A 19,750-nucleotide genomic window follows, 5' to 3' on the forward strand; every position below is an offset into this window, starting at 1 on the left:
GCCTTGGTCATGTTGGCGCTTGGCCTGCTCCTTGGCTTCGTAGGCGCCGGCGGATCGGGTTTTATTATTTCAATTCTAACCGTCGTGTTCGGTTACCCGATTCATACAGCGCTAGGGACTGCACTCGCGGCCATGTTTTTCTCATCCTTCTCCGGTTCGATCAGCCATTACCGGGAAGGGAATATGAAGCTGCGTCCTGGGGTGGTCGTCGGCTTAACCGGTGCGGCGGGTGCGTGGATCAGCTCCGGTTGGTCCTCCCTGATTCCCGAAGATCGGCTGGGATACTTGACCTCCGGCATGCTGTTTGCTTCCGGATTCGCCCTATGGTTTCGCATGGCCTATGTCTCCCGGCGACCGCAGACGCCCGAGAGCATGAATGCCTCCTCCGTCAAAGGCTGGCGGTTCTGGGTGAATGCACCGCTCGTTGGCTTCCTGACCGGCGCTTTATCGGGGCTGTTCGGCATCGGGTCAACCCCTTTCATCCAACTGGGGCTGATGTTACTCCTTGGAATGTCCATGCGATATGCCGCCGGTACAACGATGCTGGTCATCATGCCGATTGCCCTCGCCGGAGGGGCCGGTTACTTTACCATCGGTTACTTGGATGTGCATTTGCTCGCCGCCGTTGTCATCGGTACGATGACCGGCGCGTATATTGGCGCCAAGTTCACGAAGCGCGTACCTGCGGCTTGGCTCAAAACGTGCATGGTGCTCACTCCCATGCTGGGCGGTGCCATTCTCTTGTTGTAGACGTCGGCCCTCAAAAAAAGACCCTCTAATAAACTGGTCCCCATAGACTAGACACTTTGAAAAAAGGTGTTTAGGCTGTGGAGACCTTTTTGAATACTGGTAGTACCGATAGAGGGAGGCCTGTGATCGCGATGGAATTATTGGAGTGGCTGATTCTCGCAGTGAGTCCTCTGGTGCTTTTTTTCAAAGTGTCCTTCACGAGGGGCCAGTTTTACAGCCATGCTGCTGTTCCTACTTTTTCAGAAATCAAATCCGGTAATCAGCCAACAGCCCATGCTTGTCGATATATTGGATCACCGAATGTTTACTACTCAAATCAACGATGAGCAAGCAGCTCTTGTCCGCCTTGCTCCAGCGCAGTCGAATTTCACTGTCCGGCGATTCCAGCACTTGAAATTCCCCGTCAAACGCCGGATAGGTATTACGGAAACGAATGAGCTTTAACAGTCGTTGTACAACTTCCTCCCCTAATGCCAGGTTTATTTCCTCTACGGTATAATTATGCCGATTGATCTCCCTGCCTTCCCCCGTTTCCTTCACGCGGTTCAAATCGTTCACACCCGCAAATAATCCTGTATAGTAAACCTGTGGAATCCCGGGAGTAAAGAACTGAATTGCTCTTGAAGCAAGGTAAGCATCATCGTCTTCCCCCAGTGCACTGTAGTAAGTACAACGGATCTGGTGAACGTCAAAGCCGTCCTCTGCCTTATGCTCGTCGGAGAGGATCAGACTTAGGTTTGCACCTCTTTGCACGCAAATATCTACAACCTTTCGCGCCAATTCGGTGTTGATAAGCTCATCCAAATCCGGCTTGACTGGGATTCCGTCATGGCAATCCAGCATCGTAAATTGTTTGTGCGGCCGAATGGTCAGATATCGTTTAAGTTCGGTAGCATTCTTCGTAAGGATCGCTTCGAGAATGCGATAAGGCAGGATAAAGTCGTAAATCCAGAAGCCACGCTCTGCCAGTTTGAATTGTGTCGAGTAATGCGCATGAACCTCCGGTAACAGCTCGAGGGCGAGCGAATCAGCTAATGCCTTGACCTCATCGAGAAACTCGCAGATGTCCGGCTCTACAAAGAAACAACTGGTTCCCAGCTTTTTAATGACAAATCCGACCGCGTCCAGTCGTACAATCTTGATATTTTGTCGCTTAAAATTTTCAAAAAAAGTGCGTAAGAGCTGCCTTGTCTGAGTTGAACAGACATCCAAATCGATTTGCTCCGATGGATCTGTCTTGCCAAATGTTGTCCACACGCGCTCCTGTTTGCCGCCAGCTTCAAAAGTTGAATAAGGGAGAGGGCGACGAAGAAACATTTTATCGATATCCTCCTGAATCGGCACCCCATCCTCCCATATTTTATCCAGCGTCAGAAACAAATCAGCATACTCGGACGACCGTCCCTTCGCCAGAAAATCCTGAAAATAAAGCGATTGCCTAGATATATGATTTACCATCAAGTCAATCAAAATATCAAACTTCTCCCCGATCGCACGAATGTCCTCCCACGTCCCGAAGCGGGGCTCAATCTCCAGATACGTCAGCGGTGCAAAACCGCGGTCTCCGGACGAGGGGAACGGTGGCAGGATATGGACGCCTCCCGTAAAGACATCGAGAAAATGCTCCGACAGGATTGCGTTTAACGTCCTAAGATCCCCCCCCATAGAATCGGGGTACGTAATCAATTGAACTTTATTTTTCAGCGACACGCTAATTCCTCCTATAATCCAAACTGAGCTTTAATCGATTCAAGCTTCGGAAGATCGACCACAGCACCTAAACGCTTCAGTTTGTAGGCGCTCACGGCAAAACCTAACTTCAACGCTTCCCTGACAGTATAATCCTGGAGTAAAGCCGCATAAAATCCAGACCAAAAGGCATCCCCGGCTCCCGTCGTGTCAACAACCTCGGTTGCCATGGTTGGGAAGCTGATCGTCTCGTTCCCGTTGGATACGATCGCCCCTTGTTCCCCCAACGTCATGATAACTAGCCCAGCGCCTAGATATAAAAATCGGTCGATCTGTTTAAACGGATTCGCCTTGCCAAACAATCGCTCCGCATCATCCTCCGAAGGCTTAACGATATCCACTTTGGGGATGATCGATTTCACATACTCTACACCGTCCTCATCTGGCTCCCAAATCATCCGGTGATAGTTCGGATCAAAACCTATCAGTAGCCCCATTTTCTTGGCCTCTTCCATCACTCTTTCGATGACGCGCCGGGAGGGTTCCCGTGAAATTGGCCAACACGAGAAATGAACTACTTTGGATTGTTGCAGGAACTGCTCAAGCTTCGCGTCATAGGTCAGACGAAAGTCGGCATCCCGATATATGATCGGGATCGGCGTAGCTTGACTCTTGGTCAGCACAACCAGGCTTGTTGCGGCATCCACACGCTGAATTCCGTCCGTGTTCATGCCAGCCGCTTCCAAGTGCTTGGTTAAATATGTTCCCAGCCCATCTTTTCCAACGGCGGAGACCATCTGGGACCGGATCCCCAACTTGCTGGCATTAATTGCGATGTTTGAGGGCGAGCCGCCAGGAAACCGGGTGTATCCGTCTCCCTGGGACTCCTCCCCGTACTCATTGGATATCATGTCAACGAGAAACTCGCCGATGGTCAAGAGGTCATTGGGTGCAACTTTAAATGTGAATTTATCCTCAAGATGTATCATGTTAGTTCCCCCCCGAGTTCCTTGATTGGCCCCGGAAAGCCCTTACCAAAGCGTTCAAATAACCGTCTTTGGTGCGTTTACTAATTTCTGCGTCGGGTACACTATGCTCAAAAGCATGGTAGCCTCCAGGATACAACTGGAATTCCACGTCAACACCGTCCTGTGCCAAACGCGCCACATATTCTAATGTCTCGTCCCGGAATGGATCCAGCTGGCCGACACAGGTATACGTTGGTGGAAGTCCAGCCAGGCTTTGAGCTCGGCTTGGGGCCGCATACGGAGAAATCTCTCCATTTGCATGCTCACCCAGATACATCTTCCAGGCCGCCAGATTATTGGCTCGGTTCCACACGGCTGGATGGGTGATCTCATAGCTGGACGGGGTGATGTTACGATCATCAATCATCGGATAAAGCGGCATTTGAAAACAAATAGCAGGACCGCCGCGGTCGCGTGCCAGCAGTGCTAATGCCGCCGTCAACCCCCCTCCGGCGCTTGGTCCGCCGATGGCTATTCGCTGTACATCAATACCAAGCTCAGCCGCATTTCCAGCAACCCAGACTAGCGTCGCATAGCAGTCTTCTAATCCCGCCGGAAACGGATGCTCCGGAGCGAGGCGGTAATCCGGCGAAAAGACGATACAACCTGCGGATTCCACAAAGTTTTGACAGATTCCATCATCCACGCTGGGATTGCCAAGCACATACCCTCCGCCGTGCAGCCACAGCAAGGCTGGAAGGGCGTCCTCGTCTTTATCCGCCGGCTCGTATACCCGCAATAACATAGACTGCCCGTCCGCCCCCAGGATTTGGCGATTCGTGATCCTTACCTGTTGGGATTGGGTCACATCATTCGGCGGAATCGTCCTGGCTTTTGCAAGATCCTCAGGCAGTTGAAATTGCGGATTTAACGCTAAGCCTTGTTTCAACTCTGGAGCAACTCTCTCTATAAATCTCATCTTCATCTCTCATTTCTCCTCAAAACCGATAAATTCGTGTTTCAAAGGGGTAAAACTTAGATGCTCGTGCTGCAGGATTACCCCGTTCCCTTGGAAATGGAAGGTGAGCCGATCGTAATGCGGGGAGTCAAGAGGGTAGACATAAATTTCAAATCGGCCGTGATCCAACCATACGCCTCGAACTGCGACTTTATCGCCACCCCGGTTATTGATGTTCCAATCCTCGATGCCAACAATCATCTGATGCTCTCCCAAAGTATCCCACCATTGAAAGACGCAACGCTTCTCCGAAAACGTCAAACCGATTCGCTTTACGCCATGTTCATTGGTATGGATCGAATAACGCTTGCGGGAGACATCCCAAGGCAAGCTCCCCAAGCCCCCATGTTCTCCGAGCTCCAACGAAGCCAACTTGCTGACGAGTCGGCCATTTTCAGCTGGATCTATTGTCGGGTAAGGCTCGTTCATGGAAGGGAGTAAATGCCGCCAAACGGCGTCCAGCACCCCTTGCATGTCTTGCAGGCCGCCATTCATCGCGATGACCGCATCCTGATCAGGCAGTACGATGCAATATTGGCCAAATGCCCCGTCTCCCCGATAGGCATTGTGACGGCATCTCCAGAATTGGTATCCATAACCCTGGATCCAATCGATGTTGATCTGCTGTCCTTTCTGAGAGTTAACCGGTCTATTATCGACCTGGGTAGAGACAGCTTGTTCGATCCATTCGGCAGAGATCAATCTTTGCCCATTCCATTCGCCCTTGTTCAGAAGGAATTGACCAAACTTGGCGATGTCCTCGGTACATAGCTTGAGCCCCCACCCCCCTGTATTTTCGCCTTGCGGTGCTCGCTCCCAAGTCGGCCGGTTGATCCCTAAAGGCGCAAACAGGCGAGGCTGTAAATAATCCACTAGACGACTTCCCGTAGCCCGCTCTACAATCGCACCCAACACATGGCTTGCGCCGCTGTTATATAGGTAATGAGTGCCGGGGGCCATTGTAACAGGAAGCTCCATAAATCCTCGAATATAGTCATGGTCGCTCCGGTCCCCAACCCGAGCAAACGTCTTGTATTGAAGAAAGTACCCGTCAGTTCCAAAGCGGGCGGTGTCCATCTCATGCCCGGTCGTCATAGTCAATAGATGCCTAATGCTCATATCTCCTAAATTATCGTTTATCGCGCCGTGATCCATCTCCATAAAATGCGCAAGAACCCGCTGGTCTAAAGTGAGCTTGCCCTCTTGAACGGCGAAGCCGACCGCAAGAGACGTAAAGCTCTTGGTTAACGAGTAGACGGCATGTGGAATCGCCGGATGATACGGTTTCCACCATCCTTCGGCCAGGACATGGCCGTTCCGTAAGAACATAAAGCCATGAAGCTCCAGCTTACGTTGCTTGATTTCCTCCAGGAAAGACAAAATGCCAGAGGAAGAGACGCCTTGCATCTCCGGTTTGCTTCGTGGTAATGATTTCATGGAAGTATCCTTTCCTGCTGAAAAATTGTGATAACCGGTTGACATGTCGAACAAATGAAAAGCCGCTGTCGTATTTGGCGGCTTCGTCTTGAAGTTTTGGCTTGCCGGTTAGGTCCCCGCCCGGTTAAGTCGTCTCTCGTTCAATCAATTCAACCGGGAACGAATTCACTTTGGGCACTTCCTCCCCATCTAATTGCTTGACGACCAACTCGATGGTCCGTTCACCCATATCACGAATCGGCTGTCGGATCGTGGTTAGCTGCGGCGAAACCAATGTAGCCACTTTGACGTCATCGTAGCCGATGATTTTAATGTCACGAGGAATAGCCTTGTTCAACTGGCGGCAGGCTTGAATGACCTCGGCTGCGATCACATCACTGCTGGCAAATATCCCATCTACTTGCGGATGTTCGCTCAGAAAACGAACGACCTCACATGGATTGCGTGGCTGATCGTCATCAGTAATCTCCAGTTGCAGTTGAATCGGCTTTAGACCCACGGACTTTAGTTCCTCTTCGTACCCTTGCGCACGTGCATTGGCTAACAAAGCCTCATGAAGTGGTCCGTCGATACCTCGGTAAATGTATACGGGATATTGGCACCCCTTGTCGATGAACAACTTGGCAGCGAGTTTACCTCCCAAGTAATTATCAGAAGTGACAATTGGAATATCCTCAGCTACGGTACGGTCAAAGGAGACAATGGGTAACTTCAAATTCAAATAATGCTCTATATCCAAAACCGAACTGCCCATAATAATGGCATCCACTTGATTTTTCTTCAGCATTTCAATATATTTCCGCTCTTTGGCAATATTTCGATTTGAGTTGCAGAGCAGCAGCTTATATCCATATTGATCAGCATAATACTCTAGGTAATAAGTCAACTCGCTAAAAAAGGGATGGGATACTGCTGGAATAATTAATCCGATCATATTCGACTTTCTGCGAAACAAGGCACGCGCCATTTCATTAGGCTGGTAGTTTAACTCTTTCATCGCCTGATGCACTTTATTACGTGTCTTCTCGCTGATATATCCCCGATTGTTGAGTACACGAGAAACGGTAGTTACGGAAACCCCGGCTCGTTCCGCCACATCTTCGATTCTGGGCATAAAATTCCACCTTGCTCTTTTTATAAACAATTATACCCGGTTTATTCCGTTTTTTGCAGATAGGCTGTGGAGGTCAGCTTATTTTAAGGCACCTTCCGTGATCCCTTTAATGATCTGCTTTTGAAGGAATAGATAAAGCACCAGTACCGGGATGACGGTCATAATCAGTCCAGCCATCAGTGGCGCAAAGTCCACGGAATAAGAAGAGAAAAAGTTGAATGTGGATAGTGGTAAGGTTCGGTGTACAGGAGACAGCAGTACCAAGCTGGGAAGCAGATAATCGTTCCAGATCCAGAGGATATCCAGGACGATCAGCGTCACGAATACCGGTTTTAGCAACGGCAATACAATTTGGAAGAACGTCCGCAGCCGTGAGCTGCCTTCAAGAAACGCGGATTCCTCCAATTCGAAAGGAACACCTTTAATGAAACCGTGGAACGTGAACACCCCGAACGGTACACCAAATCCCAGATACATAAATAATAAGGTCAATTTTGAGTCTAACAGACCCAGATTACCGTACAGCATGACCAATGGAATCATAAGTACTTGGAATGGAAGGGTGAGTGAAGCTAGCATCACATAGAAAATGAACGAATTCACCTTCCATTTGAATCGTACAAACAAATACCCTGTCATCGCCGAGAAGATCAGAATGATGAAAACCGCCACGACCGTGATGATCATAGAATTCAAAAAGCCGTGCAGAAAATTCATTTTACCTATCGCGCTCGTATAATTTCCAAAGTGGAAGCGGGTTGGCAGGGATAACGGGTTTTCAACGAACTGCTGGGTCGTCTTGAACGAGTTCATGACGATTAACAGAAACGGGGTCAGAAACATAAGCAGAATAATGTAAAGGAGTGCTGTTTTCATCCCTGCGACAATAGATCGAGCCTTCATTACGATTCCACCTCCAGTTTCTTGAGTAGGTAAGATTGCGTTAACGCAATGACGGCGACAACCGCAAACAATACCACCGCTTCTGCTTGGCCTATCCCGTACTGGTTAGACAGAAAGGCCTTTTGCACAATATGATAAGTAGCCAGCTCGGTAGAGTTAAAGGGCCCCCCCTTGGTTAAAGCCAAGTTGATATCGTAAGTCAAGAAGGAACGGGAAATGGAGATGAAGATACAGATCACGGTGGCTGGGATGGACAGCGGAAGAATGATCTTCCGGATGACCGCCGAACGATTGGCTCCGTCGATACTTGCAGCCTCCAGCACATCCCCCGATACCCCGGAAAAGCCAGCGATGTAAATAATCATCAGGTAACCGATCAACTGCCAAGCCGTCGCGATCACCAGCGCCCAAAAGGCGGTATTCGTATCCGTCAGCCAGGAAGTCGAGAACAAGGACCATCCATATTTTTTGCCTAGATAAGGGAGTACTTGGGAGAATAACGTTTGCCACAAGTAACCCAGGACAATCCCGCCGATTAGATTTGGCGTAAAGAAGCCAGTCCGCAGCCATTGCTCCCCCTTCGCACCCGAAGTCAACGCTAGCGCGATGAAGAAGGCCGCCCCATTGGCAATCAAAACCGTAAAAAATACATATTTAAGTGTAAACCATAGCTGGCCCATAAACACTTTATCGCTGAACACTTCGTAGTAATTTGCAAATCCAATAAGTTCGCTATTGGCCGTTCGAACATCCCAATTCGTAAACGTTAAATACAAGCCGACGAGAAACGGAATCACAACGACGGCAGCGAAAGCAAAAATAGAGGGCCCGCCAAACAGCAGGAACGTTCCGGCATTGGATAACACGGTTTTCTTTTTCATGTTGCCGCCCCTTTTTATGAAGTGCATTTATTTTAATCGATAAATGAGGCGGGAAAGGCTAGGCCTCCTCCCGCCATTTCTTCTGTCCATCAACAAATCTTTATTTTTTTCCTTGATATTCCCAGTATTCTTGAACTTCGTCTGCCAGGCCCTTGCGATCGACTTTATCGACAAGGTATTTTTGCATTGCTGCACCTGTCTTAGCCCAGTAATCCTGCGGCAGGTAGTTAATCACGCCGATGTTTATCACTTTACCTTGATCAACATATTGAGATACTGCATCTGAGATGATGTTGCTGCCCTTCACTCTGACATCCTTATATGGCATAGACAATCCCATCTGCGAAATGATCGCTTCCTGCCCTTGATCGCTGGTGACCATCCATTCGATAAACGCTTTTGCCGCTTCCTGCTGTTCCGGCGTCGATCCAGAATTATCAATGGCAAACAATTTCGGCTCACTATATGCGATCTGGCTGTTGCCATAGTCGTCTGGATTGTTGCTAATTGGAACCGGAATCACGCCGAATTCTTGATCGCGTCCTTCAAGCGGCCCTATTACCGCCCAGGTCCAATCACCCATGAAGTAGAATGCGGCATCACCTTTGGCAAAATCTGCACTGTCTTTGTTGTAGTCCGCCACGAGCGGGTCATTCTTCCGGGCGTTATATTTCTTCAGTAAGTCGAAGGTATCCATGAGCCCATTAAATTGCGGGTTGTCAATCAGCTTCACTTCACCGCTCTGCAAGGACTCCATGAATTTCCGGTTATCGTCAACACTAGCAGACTGTAAGGAATATGTCAGCCCCAGATAATGCGCCCCGAGCGACCAATCCGCTCCATGGATCATTACCGGCGCTTTGCCTGCCGCTTCAATCTTTTGGAACAACGCCTCCAGATCATCACGGGTTTTGATCAAAGCCGGGTCAAAGGCTACCCCAATCGCTTCTTCTACCGCCCGTTTGTTATACAGCAAACCGTAGCCTTGCGCGGTCCACGGGATGCCGAGGAATTTCCCATCCAGCAGCGCCCCTTCTACTGCGCCGGGTTTGGTCAGCCCTTCATATTTGGCCTTCTCCGATTCCAAGTCCAGGAACGAATCTTTATACTGCAAAATAGTACCCGCATCAAGATTAGCAATGGTAGCCGGATTGCCGGAAGCCAACAGGGATTGGAATTTCTCAATTTGCGCTCCGCCGATCGGCGTCGGAATCAATTCAACGGTAACGTTAGGGTGAAGCTCATGGTACGTTTGGAACAACTTCTCGAATACTTCGTTTACCTCAGCCGAGGTGTTAAAGAAGGTAAGCTTCACTTCTTTTTCCGTTTGTTTTCCACCCTGGTTGTTTGCCGCAACTGGAGTATTGTTGTTAGCATCGCTGCCCTTTGAGCATGCTGCTAAAAGAGACATCAGCAGCACGAGGCAAACCGTCAATTTTAACCCTTTTGATTTCTTCAAGACCCTTCCTCCTAATCATCTTTTGTATGCGCCTTCACGATTTGCGCACCTTTATGATAACCGGTTGACACAATATATGTCAACCGGTTATCATAAAGAGCTTTTTTATCCTTCCTTTTCCTGGTTCGTCCCTTATTTAACCCAAATAAAAAAAGGCCAAAGCGATATCTCTATCGTCTAGACCTTTATGACTGAGCTAAGTATTTCAATTGAGCCTATATGAACTCGATCCAGTGGCTCACAATGTTTCCCATTGTGATCGGAGGAACAGCTTGTAAATCCGCCTCCAGGCAATTTTCAGCAGCATATACACCGGAATGACGATCAACATTCCAATGATGCCAAACCAATTACCGCTCCCCAATACGAGCAAAATCGTTGTTACCGGATGGATGTCCAGCTTTTTACCAAACACGTAGGGGGAGATCACATTATCCTGAATCTGCTGCGCCACCAAAATGATCACCAACGCCCAAATGCCGGTAGACGGCGACTCAATGAGACCGATAATAACAATCGGAATCGCCGAGATAATCGCCCCAAACAGGGGGATAAAATTCATAATCACCGCAATCGTCGTCAATAACAGCGCATACGGCAGTCCGATGATCAAGAAGCCTATAAACATCAGCACACCCAATGCGGCATTGACGATCACCCGGCCGATAATATAATCGTTTAACGCCTTGTCCATTTCAGTGGCAGCACGATACACTTCTTTCCGATAGCGAATGGGCGAGAGCTTGACCAGACTGCGTTTGAAGCGATGGCCTTCCTTCAGCATGTAGTAGAGCAGAATCGGGAACGTAAACATCACAATCGCAAACTGGGACAGGAAAGTGAAGAAACTGCTCAAGTAATTAGTCAAGAAGGTAATCCCCTGGCTCAAATACTTCGAAAAATCAGCGGCTAATCCGGAGTCAGAAGGAAGAATGGACGCTAGGAACGGCAGATCTCCCCATTCCTGCAATCGCTCCTCAAGCAAGCTGATAAACTGAGGGATGTTTTGTACTAAATTAATCAATTGGGCTTGCAACATCGGCCAGACTACCGCGATAAAGGCCATCGCCAAGATCGCCAAGACGACATAAAGGATCAGAATCGCCAAAGACCGACGTATCTTATGCTTCTCCATGTACTGAACGAGAGGACGAAGCAAATAGTAAAAGAAACCGGACAGCAAGATCGGAATCATCAGGGCCCCGATCACAGCCTCCATTGGACGAAAAAACGGCCTCACAAGGGAGAATACATACACGATGGCCAGCAGAATCAAAACAAACTTTGCTCCACGTGTCCACCTTTCCAACAAATTCATTCATCATCACCTATCTTTGTATAATTCGTTGTGAATAAGTTCTCTATTCTATATTATTGGTTTTCAGATCAAAAATAAAATTCGTTGGAATGACACCCGATCGATCAAGATTGAGGGGACGTTAAATTCCTGTTAGCGGTAAAAATTGGCCTTATTTCTCACGTGCGTTTGTAAATCGAGAAAATAGAGGACTTTTATGGCATTATTTTGTGAAAAAGGAGATAAAATGGGGGATTTCGACTGAAAAGTTCCGCTATCTAAAATAGGAGAAGAGCGGCCCTAGCCGTCTTCTCCTATCTCTGAAATCGAAATGCCGGATTAGCTTAATTGATGGTAAACACAATACGCGGTTTACCAGAAGAGTCACCCCAAACACTCTCAACCGATGAAAGTGGTACAACCTTTGTATTAACTTGTAGATTTGCTGTCTTAACTATTTCATAAACATTTCGAATTGCCTCAAAAAACTTAGGCATGATTACGCTCCCCAGACCACTACCCAGTATTTGGACAGCTGATGAACGAAGCACTGAGCTTGGCAAATCAATATTTTCTTGGCCACTAGACGCGCCAACATTCACAAAACGTACGATATGCCCCTTAGGAATACACTTATAAACAGTCATGATAATGGATCTAGCGCTTTCTCCCCACAAATAGTCGATAATCACATCGATACCTTCAGCAAACTGTTCCTCTAATGCCTTTTCAAACTTCTGAACACCCTCCGTGCCATCCAACTGAAATGGGACAACGACATCAGCACCTAAAGCATGTAGCTCTTGAAGTTCACGTTCATTTCGACCCGTTGCAATAACTTTCTTGGCACCAAGATGCTTCGCAATTTGAACAGCAAGCCGCCCCGCAGTGCCTGTAGCACCGTTAATCAAAACCGTTTCATTCGGTTGTAAATGGGCGCGGTCATTCAATGCGACCCAACTTGACATGGCTGGATTCGGAATGGCAGCTGCTGTAATATCATCGACTGTATCGGGGATCTTCACCATGTAATCTGGTCGAACAAGGGTCTGCTCGGCCAGTGCACCATATGGAGCTTCTGGCAATAAGAAATAAACACGTTGACCATCAGCCGTAATTCCAGCCCCTTCGGCACCTGCAACCTTAGGATAAACGGCATCTGCACTGTAGTGGTTCCCTTCTGAGAGAGCTCTGCTCAAATTACTTAACGCTGAAGCCTTCACATGAACTAATACCTTACCATCGGTCGCTACTGGGGTGTCAAATTCACCATAAACCGGGGATTGCCCTTTTGCATGAATGATTGCTGCTTTCATCCGGCATGTTCCTTTCTTTTATATAGTCAACTTATAAATAGTTTATATCTTACTTTTTTATACCGACTGACATTAAGTAAGAAATATTCCGCCATAATTATACTTGCTAGTTTGTTAAAGCACAAAACTTCTCAAACCTCGTTTGGGCTCATTTTTTTAAAAATTTCGTTAAAAAGCGGTATAAACCATCCACCTTCTAAATAAACCACGGATCTGCTAACATATCCTTAGTTTCAGCTGCTCATCTGCGGGTTAGATATTAGTATTTCCATAATGAGTGATAATGTAATACAAAAAGAGAAGAGCGACATAGCCGCCCTTCTCCGATTTCATTCCCTGCTCCTTCTTCACTTCAACCTGCCTGCTGGCCGGCTGCATCAATTCTGGCCTGCGAGGCATTCGAGCACTTCTTGCAAACTTTCAGCTGTTGCCCTGAGCTGGTGTTTTTGACGTATAACAGCTTAATCCGCGTGCTTCCACACACCGGACAAGTGCCGCGACCGCGCGAAGGTAAATTCCAAAGTGATTTTCCACGTTTGTTTTTGGCCATCATCACATCCCCTTCTACGATAAAAAATAAGTTCATTTCCGAAACTAGAAGATTTTCTTATGCTCCCGATCCTCTTTCAGAATTTCCACGGCCTCGCGGAACCGCAGGCTGTGCACGATCTCCCGCTCACGCAGGAACTTCAGGCTGTCCTGGATATCCACGTCGTCGGTCATGTCGATGAGCCACTGGTATGTAGCCCGCGCTTTCTCTTCGGCCGCAATGTCCTCGTACAGGTCGGCGATGGGATCCCCTTTGGCCTGGATGTACGACGCTGTCCAAGGCACCCCTGCCGCGTTCTCATAAAACAGCGCCTTATCGTGGTTTACATAATACGGGTCTAATCCCGCCGCCTTCAGCTGCTCTGGTGTCGCATCTTTGGTCAACTTATAGACCATCGTTGCGATCATTTCGAGATGGGCGAACTCTTCCGTCCCGATGTCATTCAAGAGCCCAATCACTTTATCAGGGATCGTGTATCTCTGATTCAGATAACGCAGCGCTGCTGCCAGCTCCCCATCAGCACCGCCGTATTGCTCGATCAGCAGTTTGGCCATCCGCGGATCGCATTTGCTGACGCGTACCGGGTATTGCAGCTTTTTCTCATACACCCACATATCGCCTGTTTAACCTCCTTTAGCTTCCCGTCACAGATGGAAGGCAGGTTGCTACACCTGCCAAGGCCAAGGGCTTTTCGACCATTCCCACGGGAATTTCGAATACGCGCGCCCGAAGTTTTGCAGCGGGCCGTACAACTGTTGAAAATGATTTGCGTGCTGCGTCCGCTCTTGGGTCAGCTGATTAAACTGCTGGATCGCGGCCAGATCATCCGGATGCGTATCCAGATACAAATTCAGCTCTACCAGTGCGAAGTCCAGCGCTTGCAGCTTCTCAAGCTTCTCGTAATACTCCTGGTCGAACGGTTGATTGTTAGGATTTGTCGACATGGGCTCACCGTCCTTTTCCCCATTTGGATTCATAAGGGCTGTACAAAGCTGGCCATAACGTTCCGTGTCTTAAGGCGTCCATCGGGCTAAACTGCGGCAAATTCGGAGGTTGGAAGTGGATAAACAGCTGCGGAGGGGTGCTGTAGGTTTTTTGCGTGATCGGCGGACACGGGTCGAATGGGCCGATAAACGGGGTCCACACACGTTCCTGAGGATGGTTCAAAGAAACTTCCTCCTTACTTCAAGCATGATCATGCAGGCAAGCCACCAAATTTTCCCTGCATCCTACCTATAACATATGACAATCGCCCAAATAATGAACCGAAATAGACGTATTTTTACAAAAAAAATAACGCTGCCCCTGAACCCAGAGACAGCGTGATGCCGGATGAAGCTTGTCCGGCGTTATTCCTCTTCAATTTCCTCATCCGGCTCCTCGACGACAAGACGGATGACCTTGACGCGCGTGATACGCAACCGGCTGGCCTCTTCAACCTCAAATAAGAAGCGGTCGACTTGCTTTCTTTTACCTTTGGCCGGGGTTCCTTCCAACTCCTTGAACAACCAGCCGCCGATGGAGTCCACTTCGTCGTCTTCGATGTCGCTGCCAACCAATTCGTTAACTTCTTCAATTAACAAGCGGCCGTCCACCGAATAGACATCGTCGGTGATTTTCTCGATATCCGGACGTTCATCCTCGAACTCGTCATGGAGATCGCCAACGATCTCCTCGAGAATTTCTTCTGCCGTCAGCAGGCCGGCTGTTCCGCCGTATTCATCGACGACCAGCGTGACCTGAGAATGCTTCTTCTGCATCAATCGAAGGACCTGGCTGATCTCCATCGACTCCGGTACGTTCAGGATCGGTCGGACCATCTCCTCCAGACGAAGCGGCTTCTCGGGATCAGGCAGCAGCAGGTCGGTAATATGTACGAACCCGATGATCTGGTCCTTATCCTCGACGGCAACCGGATAACGCGAGTGCTTCGTGTTGGCGACGATGTTCATATTCTCTTCCCAGCTCAAATTCGTGTATAAGCAGTCCATATCCGTCCGCGGCAGCATTACCTCACGGGCCAGCATGTCGGAGAAGTCGAAAATATTGTCCATCAGCTTCATTTCATCTTGATCGATGACGCCGCTTTTGGCGCTCTGATCCATGAGAATGCGGATCTCTTCCTCCGAATGCGCCGCTTCGCTCTCACTGGCCGGTTCAATTCCAATCAACCGAAGCGCACCGTTCGCCGCCGTATTCAGCAGCCAGATCACAGGAAGGAAAATGCGATAAAACATCAACAACGGCCAAGACAGCCATAGGGACGTTGCTTCCGACTTTTGGATCGCCAGTGATTTTGGTGCCAGCTCCCCCATAACAATATGTAAAAACGTAATGATCGCAAAACCGACCGCTACCGAGACCGTGGAGATCAAGGTAGGATCGGTTGCGCCCATCTTATGCATCAGCGGTTCAATTAACAGCTCGGACACTGCGGGTTCTCCGACCCACCCGAGACCCAGTGAAGCTAGCGTGATGCCAAGCTGTGTTGCCGACAAGTAAGTGTCAAGCCGTTTATTGACCTTCAGCGCGTAGTTCGCCCGGCGGTTGCCCTCCCGGGCCAATTGGGTCAGCCGGGATTGGCGAACCTTCACGAGCGAAAATTCAGCAGCCACAAAGAATCCGTTTAAGAAGACGAGAATCAGGACGATCAGTAAGTTCCATATTAGCTTGCCGATTTCAAAATTGGTATGAGCATCGATGGCTACCGGCATGTCATACGCCTCTTTCCTAGTTTAGTTCTACCTTATAGAGCAGCCGCTTTGCGCGATTTGAAATCAATGTCTTGATAATACATATCCGCGACCAAGAGATTCGGACCGCAGCAGCCGGCCGCATCGCAGTGGCAGTTGACTTTCTGATTTAATGGATGCTCTGTCAGCCAACGGTCGAAGATTTCATCCAGCTTCCCTTCTCGCACATTCCCAAAGGCTGGGATGGCGGCAAAATCCGTTACAAACACATCCCCGGTGAACATATTCACATTTACACGGTTACGTCCATCAGGATCATTGCGAACGGTCACGTTGGGCTCTTTCCGCAGTCTGCGCAGCAGCTCCAAGTCTTCCTCATTCCCGTTACAAGCAAAGAATGGCAGCGTTCCGAACAGCATCCATATGTCCGGATCCCGAGCGTCCAGCAACGAGTGGATCGCCGCTCGCATCTCGCTTAACGCGAGCACCGGCAACCCTTCAGCAAAATCGGCCGCATACATCGGATGGACCTCATGTCTTTTGCAGCCCATTTCTACAATCATACGATGAATCTCTGGAAGCTTGCGGTGCGTTCGATAGTTAATCATCGATTCGGCCGACACGAACATGCCCGCATCGCTTAATTTGCGCGTATTCTCAATCATCGTCTCGTACATTTTATAAGCGACCTCCGGCTTAACCGGGTGCCCGCTGCGGGCGAATCCGATCTCATGGAAATCGCGTTCGCTTGTATAGTTAAACGAGATGTGCATCACATCCAAATAAGGAAGCAACTTCTCGTAACGTTCATAGTCTAAGGTTAGATTGGAATTGATTTGCGAACGAATCCCGCGCTCCTTGGCATATTTCAGGATCGGGATAATTTTCTCCTCCACGGTTTGGCGCCGAAATGTCGGCTCGCCGCCCGTGATGCTGATCGTCTGTAAATGCTCAACTTCATCTAACGCCTTCAGTATCAGAGGCAGCGGAAGCTGCTCCGGCTCCTTCAGGACGAGACTGTCACCAACCGCGCAGTGCTCGCAACGCATATTACACAGATTCGTTACCGTCAGCTCAACGCTGGTTAAGGCATGCCGCCCGAACTCCCGCAGGGACAAAATCGGATCCCACGGATCATAACTCGGGCTGATTGGCCGAGTGCCTTCATTTATCACTATCGTCTGTTTTCTCATTTTCCACTACCACCATTCTAATCCGTCCGCTCCCGCAATCCAGCTGGAGAGCGAAAAGCGGACATATCTACTGTGTAAGAAGACGTTTCTCCCGTCCTCATTATAAATCTTTTTCCTGGATTTCATTCCAGCTTGAAATATCGTCGGTCTTTGAACAGAATTAACGCATAATAAAGATCCAGAACAAGGCCGCCAAAATAAACCGATAATAAGCAAAATGGCGAAGCTGTACCTTTTGGATGAGTTTTAAGAACGCCAGTACAACCACATAGGCCACCACAAAAGCAACCACAAAACCGATCAAGAAATACCCGATCGTTTCAGATGTTAAATAGCGGTATGAATCCAGCATTTCGTAAGCGGACACTGCACACATGATTGGGATCGCAATAAAGAACGAGAAGTCCGCAGCCGCCTTGTAGCTGGCACCGCTCAGCATGCCGCCGGCGATCGTGGATCCAGACCGGGAGAAGCCGGGCCAGAGCACGGAAATACATTGATACAACCCGATCAGCAGCGCTTGCTTGTAGGTCAGCTGATCCATTTCTTGCGCGGTAACCACCGCTTTGTTCTTATTAAACCATTCGGCAAAGATCATGAATATGCCGCCAACAACCAGCGCCCACAATACCGTCTGCGAGCTGAACAGGCTTTTGATAAAATCGCGGAAGATATAGCCGACCACCAACGCTGGCGCAATCCCCAGCAGAACATGGATCAAGTTCAGACGGCCTTTTGGGGCGTTTAGGTCCACAACCGTTATTTTTTTGCTTAAGCCCAGAAGATTTAAAATCCGTTCCCGGTAGACCCAGGCCATGGCCAAGATCGCACCCAACTGAATAACGATTTCAAAGGTTTTCATTTCCGGCGACTGATCATCGTACCCCATCAGCTTGGCAGTTAAGATCATATGTCCCGTTGACGAGACCGGAATAAACTCGGTTAAACCTTCGACAATGGCTAAAATAATCGAGACAATAAAACTCATTCGTTCCTCCTGATCGAGTGTGACTTCGCGCTATAGCTATTCTACTTTTTTCCAACGGGATTGAAAACAGTTATCCACTGCACCGGCCGTCTGCAGCTCAAAGCGGAGCAAATCGCGCAAAAATTCAGGGAGCATATAACGCTTCTCCGTACCTCGCTTTAATCGTTCATAGCCGACGCCAAAGGTGAACATATCCAGCGTGCCTACGAGATACGTCTGGTCGCTCCGCAATGGCTTGCCCGCAACGCTTGCCCGGATGATCCGTTCGAAGGGAGGAGCGTCAGGGTTGTATTCGATCTCCAATCCGTCAACGCAAATGCCGCCAAGCACCTTCCCGCGAAAGCCAAATCCCATAATGAATTTGCCCATCTTCTCCTCAAGCAGCGATTCCTCCAGACTCGCCAAAATATCTTCGCCGGACAGTCGCATCGTACATGGGTTAATCGGCGAAGGGCACCGTTCATGCAGCATTCCTTCGCTGATCTCTCCAGCTGGCAGGCTGGCGAGCAGCTGACCGCTGTTCACCAGCGAGAATTCGCTGCCGGTATGGCGGCGCACAGCTTGAGCCAGCAGATTACCAAACGGCGATTCCGCCTCATAAGACACCGGCAATTCGCGATCCGTCACCGCAACCGTGCGATTCAAACGGAGCTTGGCTGCTTCTCGCTGCAGGGCGATGGCCGCCTCTACCTGCTCCAGCTTCGGCCCTTCCCCGACAGGCAGGCAAATGCCGTCCATCGATAAACGGCCGGTTCCGGCCTCCCGGTGAACAACAACCTTACCTAAGTAGTTGCCGAACTTCCCGGCAGCCGTGATCACCGTCGATCCGATACGCAGCGGCTCCTCCAGCAGATGATGGGTATGACCGCCGATAATCAGGTCGATGCCCGGAACCGTCTCAGCCAGCTGCCGATCCATCGGCAGGCCTAAATGGGACATCACGATAACCAGATCGACCTCATCGCGCAGCTGACTTACATCCCTGGCGATCGTGTCCAACGGATTCAGGGATTCCAGGCCCAGCAGCTCATAAAACTCGGCAAACGCAGCTGTCGCAGCCACCAGCCCGATCTTAAACCCCTGCTTGCGTATAATGAGACGACTCTGCATCCACGCCGGGGGCTGCCCTGTCCGCATCTCGATGATATTGCCGCATACGACAGAACTATGCAGGCCAGCGTAAGCCTGGCCCAACATTTCCGGCGTAAAGGTCAGCCCTTCATTATTGCCGATCGTTACCGCATCGTATCCCGTTAGGTTCAACACGTCCACGTTGGCCTGTCCTAAAGTCCCTTCCGTTTCGAGCGCCGCCCGGTCCATATGGTCGCCGATATCGAGAAGGAGCGTAGAAGCCGGCGCCTCGGCACGCAACTCATCAATCATCGCCGCGATGCGCCCCATCGTTTCAAAATGGCTGTGAATATCGTTGGTGTAGAGTATCGTTAACGTTTCCTGGTTCATCTCCGGCATAAGCACTACCTCCTTGCCCTCTCA

At 49.4% G+C, this 19,750-nt stretch carries 19 protein-coding genes; 1 reads left to right on the forward strand and 18 read right to left on the reverse strand.

The genetic code is table 11. From position 1 onward, the window contains the following. The first annotated feature begins 9 nt into the window (after positions 1-9). Positions 10-750, forward strand: a complete 741-nt coding sequence (locus C812_RS11790) for a sulfite exporter TauE/SafE family protein (RefSeq protein WP_036625374.1) — start codon at positions 10-12, stop codon at positions 748-750. Between the two features lie 246 nt (positions 751-996). Here C812_RS11790 and gtfA read toward each other — a convergent pair whose 3' ends face one another. The 18 genes from gtfA to C812_RS11880 form a co-directional block, all read right to left on the reverse strand. Continuing rightward, on the reverse strand, positions 997-2,460 hold the full coding sequence (gene gtfA, locus C812_RS11795; protein WP_016312882.1) for a sucrose phosphorylase: 1,464 nt from the start codon (positions 2,458-2,460) through the stop codon (positions 997-999). 11 nt (positions 2,461-2,471) lie between these two features. Next, a complete protein-coding gene (locus C812_RS11800; RefSeq protein ID WP_016312883.1) occupies positions 2,472-3,428 on the reverse strand; it encodes a carbohydrate kinase family protein in 957 nt (318 codons plus the stop codon). 1 nt (position 3,429) lies between these two features. Beyond that, positions 3,430-4,386 (reverse strand): alpha/beta hydrolase, encoded by a 957-nt coding sequence (locus tag C812_RS11805; RefSeq protein ID WP_036625376.1) that lies wholly within the window; start codon positions 4,384-4,386, stop codon positions 3,430-3,432. A 9-nt stretch (positions 4,387-4,395) separates the two neighbouring features. Continuing rightward, positions 4,396-5,862, reverse strand: a complete 1,467-nt coding sequence (locus tag C812_RS11810) for a serine hydrolase domain-containing protein (RefSeq protein ID WP_016312885.1) — start codon at positions 5,860-5,862, stop codon at positions 4,396-4,398. Positions 5,863-5,986: 124 nt separating this feature from the next. After that, the gene (locus C812_RS11815) at positions 5,987-6,976 is read right to left on the reverse strand and encodes a LacI family DNA-binding transcriptional regulator (RefSeq protein WP_016312886.1); all 990 of its coding nucleotides are present in this window, start codon (positions 6,974-6,976) and stop codon (positions 5,987-5,989) included. A 78-nt stretch (positions 6,977-7,054) separates the two neighbouring features. After that, positions 7,055-7,879: a carbohydrate ABC transporter permease gene (locus C812_RS11820; protein ID WP_016312887.1), complete on the reverse strand. Its 825-nt coding sequence runs from the start codon at positions 7,877-7,879 to the stop codon at positions 7,055-7,057. Further along, positions 7,879-8,760 (reverse strand): carbohydrate ABC transporter permease, encoded by an 882-nt coding sequence (locus tag C812_RS11825; protein WP_016312888.1) that lies wholly within the window; start codon positions 8,758-8,760, stop codon positions 7,879-7,881. The genes C812_RS11820 and C812_RS11825 overlap by 1 nt, the downstream gene beginning before the upstream one ends. A 100-nt stretch (positions 8,761-8,860) precedes the next feature. Then, entirely contained in the window at positions 8,861-10,219 is a 1,359-nt protein-coding gene (locus C812_RS11830; protein WP_016312889.1) for an ABC transporter substrate-binding protein, read from the reverse strand. A 238-nt stretch (positions 10,220-10,457) separates the two neighbouring features. After that, positions 10,458-11,537 (reverse strand): AI-2E family transporter, encoded by a 1,080-nt coding sequence (locus C812_RS11835; protein ID WP_016312890.1) that lies wholly within the window; start codon positions 11,535-11,537, stop codon positions 10,458-10,460. A gap of 323 nt (positions 11,538-11,860) precedes the next feature. Next, positions 11,861-12,832 carry a quinone oxidoreductase family protein gene (locus C812_RS11840; protein WP_016312891.1) on the reverse strand — a complete coding sequence of 324 codons (972 nt, stop codon included), beginning with the start codon at positions 12,830-12,832 and terminating at the stop codon, positions 11,861-11,863. Between the two features lie 352 nt (positions 12,833-13,184). After that, the gene (locus C812_RS11845; protein ID WP_036625379.1) at positions 13,185-13,382 is read right to left on the reverse strand and encodes a hypothetical protein; all 198 of its coding nucleotides are present in this window, start codon (positions 13,380-13,382) and stop codon (positions 13,185-13,187) included. A gap of 44 nt (positions 13,383-13,426) precedes the next feature. Continuing rightward, entirely contained in the window at positions 13,427-13,996 is a 570-nt protein-coding gene (locus C812_RS11850; RefSeq protein ID WP_016312892.1) for a manganese catalase family protein, read from the reverse strand. A 51-nt stretch (positions 13,997-14,047) separates the two neighbouring features. After that, on the reverse strand, positions 14,048-14,326 hold the full coding sequence (locus C812_RS11855; RefSeq protein ID WP_016312893.1) for a spore coat protein CotJB: 279 nt from the start codon (positions 14,324-14,326) through the stop codon (positions 14,048-14,050). 4 nt (positions 14,327-14,330) lie between these two features. Beyond that, positions 14,331-14,549, reverse strand: a complete 219-nt coding sequence (locus C812_RS11860) for a spore coat associated protein CotJA (RefSeq protein WP_016312894.1) — start codon at positions 14,547-14,549, stop codon at positions 14,331-14,333. Between the two features lie 182 nt (positions 14,550-14,731). Then, positions 14,732-16,084 carry a hemolysin family protein gene (locus tag C812_RS11865; protein WP_036625381.1) on the reverse strand — a complete coding sequence of 451 codons (1,353 nt, stop codon included), beginning with the start codon at positions 16,082-16,084 and terminating at the stop codon, positions 14,732-14,734. Positions 16,085-16,128: 44 nt separating this feature from the next. Next, positions 16,129-17,268, reverse strand: coding sequence for a radical SAM/CxCxxxxC motif protein YfkAB (yfkAB, locus tag C812_RS11870; protein ID WP_016312896.1), 1,140 nt, complete (start codon positions 17,266-17,268; stop codon positions 16,129-16,131). Positions 17,269-17,428: 160 nt separating this feature from the next. Then, positions 17,429-18,256, reverse strand: a complete 828-nt coding sequence (locus tag C812_RS11875) for an undecaprenyl-diphosphate phosphatase (protein WP_016312897.1) — start codon at positions 18,254-18,256, stop codon at positions 17,429-17,431. 36 nt (positions 18,257-18,292) lie between these two features. Then, entirely contained in the window at positions 18,293-19,726 is a 1,434-nt protein-coding gene (locus tag C812_RS11880; RefSeq protein ID WP_016312898.1) for a bifunctional metallophosphatase/5'-nucleotidase, read from the reverse strand. Positions 19,727-19,750 lie beyond the last annotated feature (24 nt).

The sequence above is a fragment of the Paenibacillus barengoltzii G22 genome (assembly GCF_000403375.2).
Taxonomy (GTDB): domain Bacteria; phylum Bacillota; class Bacilli; order Paenibacillales; family Paenibacillaceae; genus Fontibacillus; species Fontibacillus barengoltzii.

What these genes read in the sequence shown, in the direction of transcription:
- C812_RS11815 (WP_016312886.1), bottom strand. Translation starts at nt 6,976, where the DNA reads ATGCCCAGAATCGAAGATGTGGCGGAACGAGCCGGGGTTTCCGTAACT.
- C812_RS11835 (WP_016312890.1), bottom strand. Translation starts at nt 11,537, where the DNA reads ATGAATTTGTTGGAAAGGTGGACACGTGGAGCAAAGTTTGTTTTGATT.
- C812_RS11880 (WP_016312898.1), bottom strand. Translation starts at nt 19,726, where the DNA reads ATGCCGGAGATGAACCAGGAAACGTTAACGATACTCTACACCAACGAT.
- C812_RS11820 (WP_016312887.1), bottom strand. Translation starts at nt 7,879, where the DNA reads ATGAAGGCTCGATCTATTGTCGCAGGGATGAAAACAGCACTCCTTTAC.
- C812_RS11845 (WP_036625379.1), bottom strand. Translation starts at nt 13,382, where the DNA reads ATGGCCAAAAACAAACGTGGAAAATCACTTTGGAATTTACCTTCGCGC.
- yfkAB (WP_016312896.1), bottom strand. Translation starts at nt 17,268, where the DNA reads ATGAGAAAACAGACGATAGTGATAAATGAAGGCACTCGGCCAATCAGC.
- C812_RS11805 (WP_036625376.1), bottom strand. Translation starts at nt 4,386, where the DNA reads ATGAGATTTATAGAGAGAGTTGCTCCAGAGTTGAAACAAGGCTTAGCG.
- C812_RS11840 (WP_016312891.1), bottom strand. Translation starts at nt 12,832, where the DNA reads ATGAAAGCAGCAATCATTCATGCAAAAGGGCAATCCCCGGTTTATGGT.
- C812_RS11875 (WP_016312897.1), bottom strand. Translation starts at nt 18,256, where the DNA reads ATGAGTTTTATTGTCTCGATTATTTTAGCCATTGTCGAAGGTTTAACC.
- C812_RS11810 (WP_016312885.1), bottom strand. Translation starts at nt 5,862, where the DNA reads ATGAAATCATTACCACGAAGCAAACCGGAGATGCAAGGCGTCTCTTCC.
- C812_RS11825 (WP_016312888.1), bottom strand. Translation starts at nt 8,760, where the DNA reads ATGAAAAAGAAAACCGTGTTATCCAATGCCGGAACGTTCCTGCTGTTT.
- C812_RS11850 (WP_016312892.1), bottom strand. Translation starts at nt 13,996, where the DNA reads ATGTGGGTGTATGAGAAAAAGCTGCAATACCCGGTACGCGTCAGCAAA.
- C812_RS11790 (WP_036625374.1), top strand. Translation starts at nt 10, where the DNA reads ATGTTGGCGCTTGGCCTGCTCCTTGGCTTCGTAGGCGCCGGCGGATCG.
- C812_RS11800 (WP_016312883.1), bottom strand. Translation starts at nt 3,428, where the DNA reads ATGATACATCTTGAGGATAAATTCACATTTAAAGTTGCACCCAATGAC.
- C812_RS11855 (WP_016312893.1), bottom strand. Translation starts at nt 14,326, where the DNA reads ATGTCGACAAATCCTAACAATCAACCGTTCGACCAGGAGTATTACGAG.